This window comes from Pseudomonas sp. LPH60 (genome assembly GCF_030718165.1).
Classification (GTDB): domain Bacteria; phylum Pseudomonadota; class Gammaproteobacteria; order Pseudomonadales; family Pseudomonadaceae; genus Aquipseudomonas; species Aquipseudomonas danubii.
Window position 1 is genome coordinate 690822 of record NZ_JAVAJH010000004.1, and the last position, 15028, is coordinate 705849.

The 15028-nt window shown below is 64.6% G+C and carries 15 protein-coding genes; 7 read left to right on the forward strand and 8 right to left on the reverse strand.

The window, feature by feature from the left end; translation table 11 throughout:
• Position 1: 1 nt before the first annotated feature.
• Together glyS and glyQ are read right to left on the reverse strand one after the other, a co-directional pair.
• Positions 2-2056, reverse strand: coding sequence for a glycine--tRNA ligase subunit beta (glyS, locus tag Q8O96_RS18000; RefSeq protein ID WP_102862435.1), 2055 nt, complete (start codon positions 2054-2056; stop codon positions 2-4).
• Positions 2053-3006, reverse strand: a complete 954-nt coding sequence (gene glyQ / locus Q8O96_RS18005) for a glycine--tRNA ligase subunit alpha (RefSeq protein WP_003177094.1) — start codon at positions 3004-3006, stop codon at positions 2053-2055. The genes glyS and glyQ overlap by 4 nt, the downstream gene beginning before the upstream one ends.
• Positions 3007-3087: 81 nt before the next feature.
• Here glyQ and Q8O96_RS18010 point away from each other — a divergent pair, with 81 nt between their 5' ends.
• From Q8O96_RS18010 to Q8O96_RS18020, 3 genes are all read left to right on the forward strand, one after another.
• Positions 3088-3651, forward strand: a complete 564-nt coding sequence (locus Q8O96_RS18010; RefSeq protein WP_115581289.1) for a DNA-3-methyladenine glycosylase I — start codon at positions 3088-3090, stop codon at positions 3649-3651.
• Positions 3652-3694: 43 nt separating this feature from the next.
• The gene (locus Q8O96_RS18015) at positions 3695-4582 is read left to right on the forward strand and encodes a lysophospholipid acyltransferase (protein WP_102862437.1); all 888 of its coding nucleotides are present in this window, start codon (positions 3695-3697) and stop codon (positions 4580-4582) included.
• A gap of 72 nt (positions 4583-4654) precedes the next feature.
• On the forward strand, positions 4655-4894 hold the full coding sequence (locus Q8O96_RS18020) for a PilZ domain-containing protein (protein WP_092318073.1): 240 nt from the start codon (positions 4655-4657) through the stop codon (positions 4892-4894).
• A 152-nt stretch (positions 4895-5046) separates the two neighbouring features.
• Here the strand turns inward: Q8O96_RS18020 and Q8O96_RS18025 are convergent, their stop codons facing one another.
• The 5 genes from Q8O96_RS18025 to def form a co-directional block, all read right to left on the reverse strand.
• Positions 5047-5364 (reverse strand): tetratricopeptide repeat protein, encoded by a 318-nt coding sequence (locus tag Q8O96_RS18025; RefSeq protein ID WP_102862438.1) that lies wholly within the window; start codon positions 5362-5364, stop codon positions 5047-5049.
• A 106-nt stretch (positions 5365-5470) separates the two neighbouring features.
• Complete coding sequence (gene trkA / locus Q8O96_RS18030; RefSeq protein ID WP_102862439.1) at positions 5471-6844, reverse strand: Trk system potassium transporter TrkA; 1374 nt, start codon at positions 6842-6844, stop codon at positions 5471-5473.
• 22 nt (positions 6845-6866) lie between these two features.
• Entirely contained in the window at positions 6867-8192 is a 1326-nt protein-coding gene (gene rsmB, locus Q8O96_RS18035) for a 16S rRNA (cytosine(967)-C(5))-methyltransferase RsmB (RefSeq protein WP_305949176.1), read from the reverse strand.
• Complete coding sequence (fmt, locus tag Q8O96_RS18040; RefSeq protein WP_115581291.1) at positions 8189-9148, reverse strand: methionyl-tRNA formyltransferase; 960 nt, start codon at positions 9146-9148, stop codon at positions 8189-8191. The genes rsmB and fmt overlap by 4 nt, the downstream gene beginning before the upstream one ends.
• A 69-nt stretch (positions 9149-9217) precedes the next feature.
• Positions 9218-9724: a peptide deformylase gene (gene def, locus Q8O96_RS18045; RefSeq protein ID WP_102862442.1), complete on the reverse strand. Its 507-nt coding sequence runs from the start codon at positions 9722-9724 to the stop codon at positions 9218-9220.
• A gap of 399 nt (positions 9725-10123) precedes the next feature.
• Here def and dprA point away from each other — a divergent pair, with 399 nt between their 5' ends.
• A complete protein-coding gene (gene dprA / locus Q8O96_RS18050; protein WP_305949177.1) occupies positions 10124-11230 on the forward strand; it encodes a DNA-processing protein DprA in 1107 nt (368 codons plus the stop codon).
• Between the two features lie 54 nt (positions 11231-11284).
• The gene (locus tag Q8O96_RS18055; protein WP_102862444.1) at positions 11285-11842 is read left to right on the forward strand and encodes an L-threonylcarbamoyladenylate synthase; all 558 of its coding nucleotides are present in this window, start codon (positions 11285-11287) and stop codon (positions 11840-11842) included.
• Between the two features lie 64 nt (positions 11843-11906).
• On the opposite strand, the gene Q8O96_RS18060 is transcribed toward Q8O96_RS18055, so the two are convergent.
• On the reverse strand, positions 11907-12884 hold the full coding sequence (locus Q8O96_RS18060) for an NADPH:quinone reductase (protein ID WP_102862445.1): 978 nt from the start codon (positions 12882-12884) through the stop codon (positions 11907-11909).
• Positions 12885-13052: 168 nt separating this feature from the next.
• Here Q8O96_RS18060 and hemF point away from each other — a divergent pair, with 168 nt between their 5' ends.
• Both hemF and aroE read left to right on the forward strand, forming a co-directional pair.
• Positions 13053-13970, forward strand: coding sequence for an oxygen-dependent coproporphyrinogen oxidase (hemF, locus tag Q8O96_RS18065; protein ID WP_207166822.1), 918 nt, complete (start codon positions 13053-13055; stop codon positions 13968-13970).
• 93 nt (positions 13971-14063) lie between these two features.
• Entirely contained in the window at positions 14064-14885 is an 822-nt protein-coding gene (aroE, locus tag Q8O96_RS18070; RefSeq protein WP_305949178.1) for a shikimate dehydrogenase, read from the forward strand.
• The last annotated feature ends 143 nt before the right edge of the window (positions 14886-15028 follow it).

Sequence of the window (15028 nt, forward strand, 5' to 3'; positions counted from 1 at the left end):
ATCAGCTCAGTACCGAAATGTCCGCCACACCCAGGAACAGGCCCCGCAGACGCGCCAGCAGCGCATAGCGGTTGGCCCGCACCTTGGCGTCCTCGGCATTGACCATCACCGCCTCGAAGAAGGCGTCCACCGGCTCGCGCAGGGCGGCCAGGCGGGCCAGGGTCTCGCTGTACTGACGCGCTGCGGCCATCGGCTGGACGGCCTGGTCCGCCTGCTGGATCGCCGAGTACAGGGAGAACTCGTTGGCGTTGTCGAAGTACTTGGCTTCGACGGTGGTCGGCACATTGCCTTCGATCTTGCTCAGCAGGTTCGACACGCGCTTGTTCACCGCGGCCAGGGCGGCGGCTTCCGGCAACTTGCGGAAGGCCTGCACGGCTTGCACGCGCTGGTCGAAGTCCAGAGCCGAGCCCGGCTTCAGGGCACGTACCGACAGGTAGGTGGCCACATCCACGCCTTCGTCTTCGTAACGGGCACGCAGACGGTCGAAGATGAACTCCAGCACCTGGTCGGCCAGGCCGGCGGCCTTGACCTTGCTGCCGAAGGCGCTGACGGCAAAGGCCACGGCGTCGTTCAGGTCGAGGTCGAACTTCTTCTCGATGAGGATACGCAGCACGCCCAGGGCCGCGCGACGCAGGGCGTAGGGGTCCTTGCTGCCGGTGGGCAGCATGCCGATGCCGAAGATCCCCACCAGGGTGTCCAGCTTGTCGGCGATGGCCACGGCGGCACCGGTCACGGTGCTTGGCAGCTCGGCGCCGGCGCCACGAGGCATGTACTGCTCGTTCAGGGCCAGGGCCACATCTTCCGGCTCGCCGTCATTGAGGGCGTAGTAGTAGCCGGCGATGCCTTGCATCTCCGGGAACTCGCCGACCATTTCGGTGGCCAGGTCGCACTTGGACAGCAGGCCGGCACGGGCGGCGCGCTGGGCGTCGCCGCCGATACGCGGGGCAATGAAGGCGGCCAGCTTGGACACCCGCTCGGCCTTGTCGTAGACGCTGCCGAGTTTTTCCTGGAAGACCACGTTCTGCAGGCGCAGGTTGAAGTCTTCGAGCTTCTGCTTCTTGTCCTGCTTGAAGAAGAACTCGGCGTCGGTCAGGCGTGGGCGCACGACTTTCTCGTTGCCCTCGATGATCTGGCGCGGGTCCTTGCTCTCGATGTTGGCCACGGTGATGAAACGCGGCAGCAACTTGCCGTCCACGTCCAGCAGGCAGAAGTACTTCTGGTTGTCCTGCATGGTGGTGATCAGGGCTTCCTGGGGCACTTCAAGGAACCGCTCCTCGAACGAGCACACCAGTGGCACTGGCCATTCCACCAGGGCGGTCACTTCGTCCAGCAGGTCCGCCGGGACGATCGCCGTGCCTTCCTGCAGGGTCGCCAGTTCCGCGGTGCGCTTGCTGATCAGCTCGCGACGCTCGTTGGCGTCGGCCAGTACGTAGGCGGCACGCAGGTCGGCCAGGTAGTTGGCCGGCGAGGTGATGCGCACGCTTTGCGGATGATGGAAGCGATGGCCACGGGAATCGCGGCCGGCCTTCTGGGCCAGGATGGTGCAGTCGATAACGTCGTCACCCAGCAGCATCACCAGCCATTGGGTCGGACGCACGAACTCTTCCTTGCGCGCGGCCCAGCGCATGCGCTTGGGAATCGGCAGGTCGTTCAGCGAGTCTTCGACGATGGTCGGCAGCAGGCTGGCGGTCGGCTTGCCCTTGATGCTCTGGCTGTAGCGCAGTTTCGGGCCGCTCTGATCGATCTCGCTGAGTTCGACGCCGCACTTCTTGGCAAAACCCAGGGCCGCCTGGGTCGGGTTGCCTTCAGCGTCGAAGGCCGCCTGGCGTGGTGGGCCGTCGAGGTTGATGCTGCGATCCGGCTGCTGGGTGTCCAGCTGAGTGATCAGTACCGCCAGGCGCCGTGGCGCGGCGTACACGTGCTTGGCCTGAAAGCTCAGGCCGGCGCTCTGCAGGCCTTTCTCGATGCCGGCCAGGAAGGCTTCGGCCAGGGTGTTCAGGGCTTTGGGTGGCAGTTCTTCAGTGCCCAGTTCAACCAGAAAATCTTGCGCACTCATTGTGCCGCCTCCAACTTAGCCAACACTTCATCACGCAGGTCCGGGGTCGCCATGGGGAAGCCCAGCTTGGCGCGAGCCAGCAGGTAGGCTTGCGCCACGGAACGCGCCAGGGTGCGCACACGCAGGATGTACTGCTGACGCGCAGTCACCGAGATCGCCCGGCGTGCATCCAGCAGGTTGAAGGTGTGCGAGGCCTTGAGGACCATTTCATAGCTCGGCAGCGGCAGCGGCTGATCCAGCTCGATCAGGCGCTTGGCCTCGCTTTCGTAGAAATCGAACAGTTCGAACAGCTTCTCGACGTTGGCGTGTTCGAAGTTGTAGGTCGACTGCTCCACTTCGTTCTGGTGGAACACATCGCCATAGGTGACCTTGCCGAACGGGCCGTCGGCCCAGACCAGGTCGTACACCGAGTCCACGCCCTGCAGGTACATGGCCAGGCGTTCCAGGCCGTAGGTGATCTCGCCGGTCACCGGGTAGCACTCGATGCCACCGGCCTGCTGGAAGTAGGTGAACTGAGTCACTTCCATCCCGTTGAGCCAGACTTCCCAGCCCAGGCCCCAGGCGCCCAGGGTCGGCGATTCCCAGTTGTCCTCGACGAAACGGATGTCGTGCACCAGCGGGTCCAGGCCCACGTGCTTCAGGGAACCCAGGTACAGCTCCTGGAAATTCTCCGGGTTGGGCTTCAAGACCACCTGGAACTGATAGTAGTGCTGCAGGCGGTTGGGGTTTTCGCCGTAGCGGCCGTCAGTCGGGCGACGACTGGGCTGCACATAAGCGGCGTTCCAGGTTTCCGGGCCGATGGCCCGCAGGAATGTAGCGGTGTGGAAAGTGCCGGCGCCTACTTCCATATCGTAGGGCTGAAGTACCACACAACCTTGCTCGGCCCAGTACTGCTGGAGGGCGAGGATCAAGTCTTGGAAGGTACGCACGGCTGGCGTAGGCTGGCTCACGAAATTCACCTGTTACTTGGGCTGCGATTTAAGGAGCGGGAGTATACCCGATTCAGTCCTGCGCACGCCCCCTGGAGCCTTATGCCACGCTGCTTTTGGTGTTCCGACGATCCGCTGTACATGGCTTATCACGATCAGGAGTGGGGCGTGCCGCTGCGCGATGCGCAGCGTCTGTTCGAGTTGTTATTGCTCGAAGGGTTCCAGGCCGGGCTGTCCTGGATCACCGTGCTGAAGAAGCGCGAGCGCTATCGCCAGGTGCTGTTCGGCTTCGATGTGCAGCGCGTGGCGCAGATGAGCGACGCCGAGATCGAGGACCTGATGCAGGACCCCGGCATCATCCGCAACCGCCTCAAGCTCAACGCCGCCCGGCGCAATGCCCAGGCCTGGCTGGAGCTGGAAGACCCGGTGGCCTTTCTCTGGTCCTTCGTCGGTGGTGTGCCCAAGATCAATCATTTCCGGGACCGCAGCGAAGTGCCGGCGGTGACCCCGGAGGCCGAAGCCATGAGCCGCGGCCTGCAGAAAGCCGGTTTCACCTTCGTCGGCCCGACCATCTGCTACGCGCTGATGCAGGCTTCGGGCATGGTCATGGATCACACCCGCGACTGTGATCGTTACGCCATCCTCACCAACGCGCGGTTAGAATAGCCGGCTCGCGACACGCTTCAGACCGACAGATCAGGAGTCATTTGTGGATAAGTTCAAAGGCGCCCTGCTGGTGGGCGCTCTGCGGTTGTTTGCCCTGCTGCCCTGGCGCGCGGTGCAGGCGGTCGGCGCGGCCATCGGCTGGATCATGTGGAAGACCCCCAATCGCTCCCGCGACGTGGTGCGCATCAACCTGGCCAAATGTTTTCCACAGATGGACCCCGCCGAGCGCGAGCGTCTGGTGGGACAGAGCCTGAAAGACATCGGCAAGTCCCTGACCGAAAGCGCTTGCGCCTGGATCTGGCCAGCGGAGCGCTCCATTGCTCTGGTGCGAGAGGTCGAGGGCCTGGACGTACTCAAGGACGCCCTGGCCTCGGGCAAGGGCGTGGTCGGCATCACCAGCCACCTGGGCAACTGGGAAGTGCTCAACCACTTCTATTGCAGCCAGTGCAAACCGATCATTTTCTACCGTCCGCCCAAGCTCAAGGCCGTGGACGAACTGCTGCGCAAGCAGCGGGTGCAACTGGGCAACCGCGTGGCGGCCTCCACCAAGGAAGGCATCCTCAGCGTCATCAAGGAAGTGCGCAAAGGCGGTGCGGTGGGCATTCCCGCCGACCCGGAACCGGCCGAATCCGCCGGGATCTTCGTGCCCTTCTTCGCCACCCAGGCGCTGACCAGCAAGTTCGTGCCGAACATGCTGGCCGGCGGCAAGGCCGTGGGCGTGTTCCTCCATGCCCTGCGCCTGCCCGATGGCTCGGGCTACAAGGTGATCCTCGAAGCGGCGCCGCAAGAGATGTACAGCACCGATACCGAAACCTCCTGTGCGGCCATGAGCAAGGTGGTCGAGCGCTATGTCGGGGCGTATCCGAGCCAGTACATGTGGAGCATGAAACGCTTCAAGAAGCGCCCGCCGGGTGAGGCACGCTGGTACTGACCGAGCTGGCACGATCTGTGGATAACTTCGCGTAGGGCGTTATCCACAGCACACACAACAAGGGCGCAGAAGATGTCCGAGCACCGCAAGTCGTTTCGCATCAAGATTTCCCACGAGAGCATTGGCGAATGCCTGGGGCAGACTCGCAACCTGTCTGCCAGTGGCGTCTATGTGCAAAGCCCGGTCCTGGCGCAATTGCCCAAGGGCGCGGTGGTCTATGGCCAGGTGCAGGGCTTGCCGGCGGCGGCGCCCAGGGTGCGCATGGAAGTGGTCCAGGCGGACGCGGAAGGGATCGCCCTGCGCTACCTGTGAAATCGTCCTGTAGCCGCTGCCGAGCCCGCGAGGCTGGGAAAAGGACCGAAGGGCCTTGCTTGGCGATCTCCAGCCGAACCTGTGTCGTCTCAAGGTCTTTGCGTCCCTGCGGGCCGTTCGCAGCCTTCGGCAGCGGCTACAGGGGATAGAGGTCAGCCTTGAGACTGGCGGTCGAGTTTTTTCAGGAACACGGTCATTTCCTTTTCTGCCTGTTTGTCGCCATGCCCCCGGGCCGCTTCCAGGCCCTGTTCCCAGGCCTGACGCGCCGCCGCCAGGTCGCCCTGTCCCTGGCAAGCCTTGCCCAGCAGCTTCCAGGCCGCTGAATACTTGGGATCGAAACTCACGCAGTGCTGCAGGTGCTCGGCGGCCCTGGCGAAATCGCCCTGGTCCAGATAGCCCTTGCCCAGGCCAAAGCGCAGCAAGGCGTTATCCACACCCTTGGCGAGCATTTTTTCCAGCGATTCAAGCATCGTTGTCACTCCTGTGGGCTCATGTAGCCGCTGCCGCAGGCTGTGCAAGGGCAGCGCCTGCGGTGCAGTCGATCGCAGTCTGCGGCAGCGGCTACACAGTGGTTGATCAGAAGAAGCTCAGGCCGACGTGGAACAGTTTTTCCACGTCGCGAATGTGCTTTTTATCCACAAGGAACAGGATCACGTGGTCGCCGGCTTCGATCACCGTGTCGTCGTGGGCGATCAGCACTTCCTCGTCGCGAATGATCGCGCCGATGGTAGTGCCCGGCGGCAAGCCGATGCTCTCGATGGCGCGGCCGATCACCTTGCTCGACTTGGCGTCGCCGTGGGCGATGGCCTCGATGGCTTCCGCCGCGCCACGGCGCAGGGAGTGCACGCTGACGATATCGCCGCGGCGCACGTGGGCCAGCAGGGTGCCGATGGTGGCCAGTTGCGGGCTGATGGCAATGTCGATATCGCCGCCCTGGATCAGGTCGACATAGGCCGGGTTGTTGATGATGGTCATGACCTTCTTCGCCCCCAGGCGCTTGGCCAGCAGCGAGGACATGATGTTGGCCTCGTCGTCGTTGGTCAGGGCCAGGAAGATGTCGGCGTCGGCGATGTTCTCTTCCAGCAGCAGATCGCGGTCCGAGGCGCTGCCCTGCAGCACCACGGTGCTGTCCAGGGTGTCGGACAGGTAGCGGCAGCGGGCCGGGTTCATCTCGATGATCTTCACCTGGTAGCGGCTTTCGATGGCCTCGGCCAGGCGCTCGCCGATCTGCCCGCCACCGGCGATGACGATGCGCTTGTAGGATTCCTCCAGGCGGCGCATTTCGCTCATCACCGCGCGGATGTGGGCCTTGGCGGCGATGAAGAACACCTCGTCGTCGGCCTCGATCACCGTATCGCCCTTGGGCATGATCGGCCGGTCGCGGCGGAAGATCGCCGCCACCCGGGTATCGACATTGGGCATGTGCTCGCGCAACTGACGCAGCTGCTGGCCCACCAGCGGACCGCCGTAATAGGCCTTGACCGCCACCAGTTGTGCCTTGCCTTCGGCGAAGTCGATCACTTGCAGGGCGCCGGGGTGTTCGATCAAACGCTTGATGTAGTTGGTCACCACCTGCTCGGGGCTGATCAGCACGTCCACCGGGATCGCGTCGTTGTCGAACAGCCCGGCGCGGGTCAGGTAGGCGGCTTCGCGCACCCGGGCGATCTTGGTCGGGGTGTGGAACAGGGTGTGGGCGACCTGGCAGGCAACCATGTTGGTTTCGTCGCTGTTGGTCACCGCCACCAGCATGTCGGCGTCGTCGGCGCCGGCCTGGCGCAGCACCGTCGGGAACGAGGCGCGGCCCTGCACGGTGCGGATGTCCAGGCGGTCGCCGAGGTCGCGCAGGCGTTCGCCGTCGGTGTCGACCACGGTGATGTCGTTGGCTTCGCTGGCCAGGTGTTCCGCCAGCGTGCCGCCCACTTGCCCGGCGCCGAGGATGATGATCTTCATCCAGTCACTCCCTTAAAACCGTTTAGCCGCGAGCTGCGGCGATCTTGATCAGTTTGGCGTAATAGAAGCCGTCGTGGCCGCCCTCTTGTGCCAGCAACTGGCGTCCGTGGGGCTGCTTGATGCCGGCCGCAGGCTGCCCCAGTTGGCCGCCGATGTCCAACTCACGAGCTCCCGGGGTGCGGGACAGGAAGGCCTCGATCACTTCGGTGTTCTCGGTGGGCAGGGTCGAGCAGGTGGCGTAGAGCAGGATGCCGCCCACTTCCAGGGTCTGCCACAGGGCGTCCAGCAATTCGCCTTGCAGCTGCGCCAGGGCGGCGATGTCTTCGGCTTGGCGAGTGAGTTTGATATCCGGGTGGCGACGAATCACCCCGGTGGCCGAGCAGGGAGCGTCCAGCAGGATGCGCTGGAACGGCTGGCCGTCCCACCAGGCCTGGGTATCCCGGCCGTCGGCGGCAATCAGCTGGGCATCGAGCCCCAGGCGGTCGAGGTTTTCTCGCACTCGCACCAGGCGCTTGGCTTCCAGGTCCACTGCCACCACGCCAGCCAATTGCGGCTGCACTTCGAGGATGTGGCAGGTCTTGCCGCCCGGGGCGCAGCAGGCATCCAGCACCCGTTGCCCCGGGGCCAGTTCCAGCAGATCGGCAGCCAGTTGTGCGGCTTCGTCCTGGACGCTGACCCAGCCTTCGGCAAAGCCCGGCAGGCTGCGCACATCGCCGGCTTCGTCGAGGACGATACCGTCCTGGCTGTAGACGCAGGCCCTGGCCGCCACACCCGCTTCGCTCAGCAGCTGCAGGTAGGCGTCCCGCGAATGATGCCGGCGATTGACCCGCAGGATCATCGGCGGGTGAGCGTTGTTGGCGGCGCAGATGGCTTCCCATTGCTCGGGCCAGAAGGCCTTGAGGGACTTCTGCAGCCAGCGTGGGTGGGCGGTGCGCACCACCGGATCATGTTCCAGCTCGGCCAACAGGGCCTCGCTTTCACGCTGGGCGCGGCGCAGCACGGCGTTGAGCAGAGCCTTGGCCCAGGGCTTTTTCAACTTGTCGGCGCAGCCCACGGTTTCGCCGATGGCGGCGTGGGCCGGCACCCGGGTGTAGAGCAACTGATAGAGACCCACCAGCAGCAGCGCCTCGACATCGGCATCGGCGGCCTTGAACGGCTTCTGCAGCAGCTTGGCCGCCAGCGCCGACAGCCGCGGCTGCCAGCGCGCGGTGCCGAACGCCAGGTCCTGGGTGAAGCCGCGGTCCCGGACCTCGACCTTGTCCAGCTGGACCGGCAGCGAGCTGTTGAGCGAGGCCTTGCCGTTGAGGACCGCGGTCAGGGCCTTGGCGGCGGCCAGGCGCGGGTTCATTGGGCGTCCGCCGTCTGGCCGAGGACGGTGCCGATGGCGAATTTCTCGCGGCGGCTGTTGAACAGGTCGCTGAAGTTCAGCGCCTTGCCCCCGGGCAGTTGCAGGCGGGTCAGGCACAGCGCCTGCTCACCGCAGGCGACGACCAGGCCATCCTTGCTGGCGCCGAGGATCTCGCCCGGGGCGCCACGGCCTTCGGCCAGGGTGGCTGCCAGGACTTTCAGGGCTTCGCCATTGAGGGTGCTGTGGCAGATCGGCCAGGGATTGAAGGCCCGGACCAGGCGCTCCAGCTCCACGGCCGGGCGATTCCAGTCGATGCGCGCTTCATCCTTGTTCAACTTGTGGGCGTAGGTGGCCAGGCTGTCGTCCTGGATTTCGCCTTCCAGGGTGCCGGCGGCGAGGCCTTCGATGGCTTGCAGCACTGCCGGCGGGCCCAGCTCGGCCAGGCGGTCGTGCAGACTGCCGCCGGTGTCCTGGGCGCTGATCGGGGTGCTGACCTTGAGCAGCATCGGCCCGGTGTCCAGGCCGGCTTCCATGCGCATCACGGTCACGCCGCTGGCCTCGTCGCCGGCTTCTACGGCGCGCTGGATCGGCGCGGCACCGCGCCAGCGCGGCAGCAGGGAGGCGTGGCTGTTGATGCAGCCCAGGCGCGGAATATCCAGTACCACCTGAGGCAGGATCAGGCCGTAGGCCACCACCACCATCAGGTCCGGCTTGAGCGCCGCCAGTTCGGCCTGGGCCTCGGCATTGCGCAGGGTGGGTGGTTGCAGCACCGGGATCTGGTGCTCCAGGGCCAGCTGTTTGACCGGGCTTGGCATCAGCTTCTGCCCGCGCCCCGCCGGACGGTCCGGCTGGGTGTAGACCGCGACAATCTGGTGAGGGCTGTCGAGCAGGGCCTTGAGGTGTTCGGCGGCGAATTCGGGGGTGCCGGCAAAGACGATGCGCAGTGGCTCAGTCATGGGAATTCTCGATGTTAAACATGCGGAAAAGAAAAAGGCTTGCCGTGGCAAGCCTTTGCAAGACGGTCATCAAGCCTGCTGGCGATGCTGCTTTTCCAGCTTCTTCTTGATCCGGTCACGCTTGAGCGTGGACAGGTAGTCGACGAACAGCTTGCCGTTGAGGTGGTCGCATTCGTGCTGGATGCACACCGCCAGCAAACCTTCGGCGATCAGCTCATAGGGCTGGCCGTCGCGGTCCAGGGCCTTGATCTTGACGCGCTGCGGACGGTCGACGTTCTCGTAGAAACCCGGCACCGAAAGGCAGCCTTCCTGATACTGGTCCATCTCGTCGGTCAGGGCTTCGAACTCGGGGTTGATGAACACCCGGGGCTCGCTGCGATCTTCGGACAGGTCCATGACCACGACGCGTTTGTGCACGTTGACCTGGGTCGCCGCCAGACCAATGCCTGGGGCCTCATACATTGTTTCAAACATGTCATCGACCAACTGACGCACTTCGTCGTCCACTACGGCCACGGGTTTGGCGATAGTGCGCAGGCGCGAATCGGGGAATTCGAGGATGTTTAAAATGGCCATAAGCGTAATTGCTACACGTGTGAAGTAAGGGCGGAGTCGGCGTCCTGGCAGGTCCTGGACCTGGGCCGCCGATGCAAAACGTGCTCTGCAAAGGAGCGAGCCGCGCAGGCTCTGGCGTTTTACGCGAACGCACATAATAAAGGGATTCAGCCCCTGAGGAAATGTCTGTTCGCCCTGCTGCTACTGGGCTGGACCGCCATCGGTCGGACCTGCAAGCGGCTGCGTCAGGCCTGATTGGCGTGCTTGCGGTTGGCTGCACGGGTGGTTGGGCAGCGCATGGCCGACCTCGGCAGGGCATCTCCCTGGCGCAGCAGGAAACCTTTCCTCAACAAGTTACCAACAGACTTATCCACAGCTTGTTCCGGCTTTCGCCGGACCGATGACGATCAAGGATGATCCATGTCGCACTCGATCAGTGCTGCCATTTCCCCCGCGGAACTGGAAGCCCGTTTACGTTTGCATGGCCTGCCCGCCCTGGGCGCCATGCGCTTTGGGCGTTTGCTCCAGGCCTTCGGTTCAGCCTCCAAGGCCCTCAGTGCCCCGGCCCGCGCCTGGCACTCCCTGGGTCTGCCGACGGCCTGTACCGATGCCCGGCGCAGTGTCGAAGTCCGGGAAGGCGCCCGCCGCGCACTGGCCTGGATAGACAACCAGGCCCAGCATTTGCTGATGTGGGACCAGCCCGACTATCCCCCGCTGCTGGCGCAACTGGAGGATGCCCCACCGCTGTTGTTCGTGGCCGGCGATCCGTCGATTCTGCAACGGCCGCAGCTGGCGCTGGTGGGCAGCCGTCGGGCTTCGCGTCCGGGACTGGACACGGCCGCGGCGTTTTCCCGGAGTCTGGCCGCCGCCGGATTCGTGATCACCAGCGGCCTGGCCCTGGGCATCGATGGCGCTGCGCACCAGGCGGCCCTGGACGTGGGTGGGCGTACCGTGGGGGGGTTGGGCACGGGCCTGGAAAAATGTTATCCACAGCGGCATCGGGCCTTGGCCAGGGCGATGATCGAGCAGGGCAGCGCAGTGATTTCCGAATTCCCCCTGGACACTGGCCCACGTCCGGAGCACTTCCCCCGGCGCAACCGGATCATCAGTGGCTTGTCCCTGGGGGTGCTGGTAGTGGAAGCCAGTGTCGCCAGCGGCTCGCTGATCACCGCCCGCCTGGCGGCCGAGCAAGGCCGCGAGGTATACGCGATCCCCGGTTCGATTCATCACCCTGGTGCCCGGGGTTGTCATCAACTGATCCGTGACGGCGCGGTGCTGGTGGAAAGTGTGCAGCACATCCTGGAAACCCTGAGAGGTTGGCAACACCTGCCGCCGCCTGCCGCAGCGCCGCTGGAGGCCAGCGAGCATCCGCTGCTGGCGCTGCTTCAGGCGGCCCCCCACAGCAGCGAGGCCCTGGCGCTTGCCAGCGGCTGGTCCCTGCCCCGGGTGCTGGCGGCACTGACCGAGCTGGAAATCGAGGCGCGGGCCGTCAACGAAAACGGCCGCTGGTTTGCGCGTCTGAGCTAGGTTTTATAGGCAGGATCGGTAAACTGCGCACAGCTTTTATCTGGAGATTCGGCAATGGTCAGCAGTTGGCGTGTGCAGCAAGCCGCACGAGAGATTCGCGCAGGGGCGGTGATTGCCTATCCAACCGAAGCGGTCTGGGGCCTGGGGTGCGATCCGTGGAATGAAGAGGCGGTGGATCGCCTGCTGGCAATCAAGTCACGGTCGGTGGACAAGGGCCTGATCCTGATCGCCGATAACATCCACCAGTTCGACTTCCTCTTCGAGGATTTCCCGGATACCTGGATCGAGCGCATGTCCAGTACCTGGCCGGGGCCCAATACCTGGCTGGTGCCCCATCAGAACCTGCTGCCGGAGTGGGTGACCGGGGTGCATGACACGGTGGCGTTGCGGGTCAGCGACCATCCGCTGGTCCGTGAACTCTGTGCCTTGGTGGGGCCGTTGATTTCCACTTCGGCCAATCCCCAGGGGCGGCCGGCAGCGCGTACGCGGTTGCGCATCGAGCAGTACTTCCGTGGACAACTGGACCTGGTGCTCACCGGCAGCCTGGGCGGGCGCAAGAACCCGAGCCTGATTCGGGATCTGGCCACCGGCAAGGTGGTGCGGCCTTCCTGAACCGCTTCGCCGGCAAGCCGTCTCCTATGAACATCCGTAGGAGCCGGCTTGCCGGCGAAAGCGCTTAAGGCAACAACACGGTCGAGCCGGTAGTACGCCGGGCCGACAACTCGATATGGGCCTTGGCCGCGTCCGCCAGAGCGAAGCGCTGGCCAATCTCGATCTTCAGCTTGCCGCTGACAATCATGCCGAACAGGTCGTCGGCCATGAGCTGCAGGTTCTCGGCATTGTTGGCGTAGCTGGCCAGGGTCGGCCGGGTCACGTACAGCGAGCCCTTGGCCGAGAGAATCCCCAGGTTCACCCCGTCCACCGCTCCCGAGGCATTGCCGAAGCTGACCATCAGCCCGCGCGGTGCCAGGCAATCCAGGGAGGTCAGCCAGGTGTCTTTGCCGACACCGTCATACACCACCGGGCACTTCTTGCCATCCGTTAGTTCCAGCACGCGCTTGGCGACGTCTTCATGGCTGTAGTCGATGGTTTCCCAGGCGCCGAGGGCTTTGGCAATGGCGGCCTTTTCCGGCGAGCTGACGGTACCGATCAGTTTGACCCCAAGGGCCTTGGCCCATTGGCAGGCCAGGGAACCGACGCCCCCCGCTGCGGCGTGAAACAGTACGGTTTCGCCACCCTTGAGTTCATAAGTCTGACGCAGCAGGTACTGCACGGTCAGGCCCTTGAGCATCACCCCGGCGGCTTGCTCGAAGCTGATGGCCTCTGGCAGATGCACCAGATTGGCTTCCGGCAGTACATGCACATCGCTGTAGGCGCCCAGTGGGCCGCTGCCATAGGCCACACGATCACCTACCTTGAAGCGCGTCACAGCGCTGCCCACCGCTTCCACCACCCCGGCGCCTTCGGCGCCGAGGCCGGATGGCAATGCTGGTGGGGCATACAGGCCACTGCGGAAATAGGTGTCGATGAAGTTCAGGCCGATGGCCTTGTTGCTGACGCGAACCTGCTGTGGTCCAGGTTCGGCGGGCTGGTAATCCACATACTCGAGTACTTCGGGGCCGCCATGGGCACGGAACTGGATACGTTTGGCCATCTGCACTCTCTCCTTGGTCGTGTCGTGAAAGTGCTCTATCGGACTCCTGTGCTTGACCTTCGTCAACTGCGGAGCGCCCCGACGCGGTGTTATGCTACGCGCCCATTTGCGCGCGTCCCCTGCTCCATCCCTAGCGCCGCGTAGCTTTGCCCGATTCAAGGTGATGCCATGACTACCCGCACCGAGGCCGTAAAAGCCTACCTGCTCGACCTGCAAGACCGCATTTGCGCTGCACTGGAAACCGAAGACGGTGGCGCACGCTTTATCGAGGACGCCTGGACCCGCCCTGCCGGCGGTGGCGGTCGCACCCGGGTGATCGGCGACGGCGCAGTGATCGAAAAGGGAGGGGTCAACTTTTCCCATGTGTTCGGCAGCGGCCTGCCACCCTCGGCCAGTGCCCACCGACCGGAACTGGCCGGCCGGGGTTTCGAGGCCCTGGGCGTGTCCCTGGTGATTCACCCACACAACCCTCATGTGCCGACGTCCCACGCCAACGTGCGTTTCTTCATTGCCGAGAAGGAAGGTGAAGAGCCGGTCTGGTGGTTCGGCGGCGGCTTCGACCTGACCCCCTACTACGGCAATGAGGAAGACTGCGTGCATTGGCACCGGGTTGCCGAGCGCGCCTGTGCGCCTTTCGGTGCCGACGTCTACCCGCGCTACAAGGCCTGGTGCGACAGCTATTTCCACATCAAGCACCGCAACGAACCGCGGGGCATCGGTGGCCTGTTCTTCGACGACCTCAACGAATGGGACTTCGACACCAGCTTCGCCTTCATGCGCGCCATCGGCGATGCCTACATCGAGGCCTATCTGCCCATCGTCCAGCGCCGCAAGGCTGACGCCTATACCGAGCAGCAGCGCGAGTTCCAGGAGTTCCGTCGCGGTCGCTATGTGGAGTTCAACCTGGTCTACGACCGTGGCACCCTGTTCGGCCTGCAATCGGGTGGTCGCACCGAGTCGATCCTCATGTCGCTGCCGCCGCAAGTGCGCTGGGGCTACGACTGGAAGGCCGAGCCGGGCAGCGAAGAAGCGCGCCTGACCGAATACTTCCTGCAAGACCGCGACTGGCTGGCCGCCAGCAACTAAACCGCACCCACTGCGCAGGAGCCGGCTTGCCGGTGAAGAGGCCTTCAAGGCGGACGCGGTTCCTGCCAGTGTGTTGAGCAAATGGGATGAGAGATGGATCAGTACGTTGTCTTTGGTAATCCGATCGGCCACAGCAAATCACCCTTGATCCATCGGCTGTTCGCCCAGCAGACCGGCCAGCAACTGGAATACAACACCCTGCTGGCGCCTCTGGACGATTTCGCCGGTGCCGCCCGCGATTTCTTCGCCCAGGGCCGCGGTGCCAACGTCACCGTGCCGTTCAAGGAAGACGCCTATCGCCTGTGCGACAGCCTGACCGAGCGCGCCCAGCGGGCCGGTGCGGTGAACACCCTGAGCAAGCAAGCGGACGGCACTCTGCTGGGAGACAACACCGACGGCGCCGGACTGGTGCGCGACCTGACGGTCAACGCCGGGGTCAGCCTCAAGGGCAAGCGCATCCTCCTTTTGGGCGCCGGGGGCGCCGTGCGCGGGGCCCTGGAGCCGTTGCTGGCGCAGCGGCCGGCGTCGGTGGTGATCGCCAATCGCACCGTGGAAAAAGCCGAGTTGCTGGCCGAACTGTTCACCGACTTGGGGCCGGTGTCGGCCAGCGGCTTCGACTGGTTGCAGGAGTCGGTGGACCTGATCATCAATGCCACTTCCGCCAGCCTGTCGGGTGAACTGCCGCCGATTGCCAGCAGCCTGATCGAGCCGGGCAAAACGGTGTGCTACGACATGATGTACGCCAAGGAGCCGACGCCGTTCTGCCGTTGGGCCAGTGAACATGGCGCGGCGCTGGTGCTGGATGGTTTGGGCATGCTGGCCGAACAGGCGGCGGAAGCCTTCTACCTGTGGCGCGGCGTGCGCCCGGACAGCACCCCGGTGCTGGCCGAACTGCGCCGCCAGTTGGCCCTGTAAACCCCTGAAGATTATGTGTGGCGAGGGAGCTTGCTCCCGCTCGGGCGCGCAGCGGTCGTAAACCGGCTATCGCGCAGCAACAGGCAAAACCGGGAAGCCGGCCTTGGGCTTGCTGCGCAAGCCAGCGTGAACAAGCTCGCCCG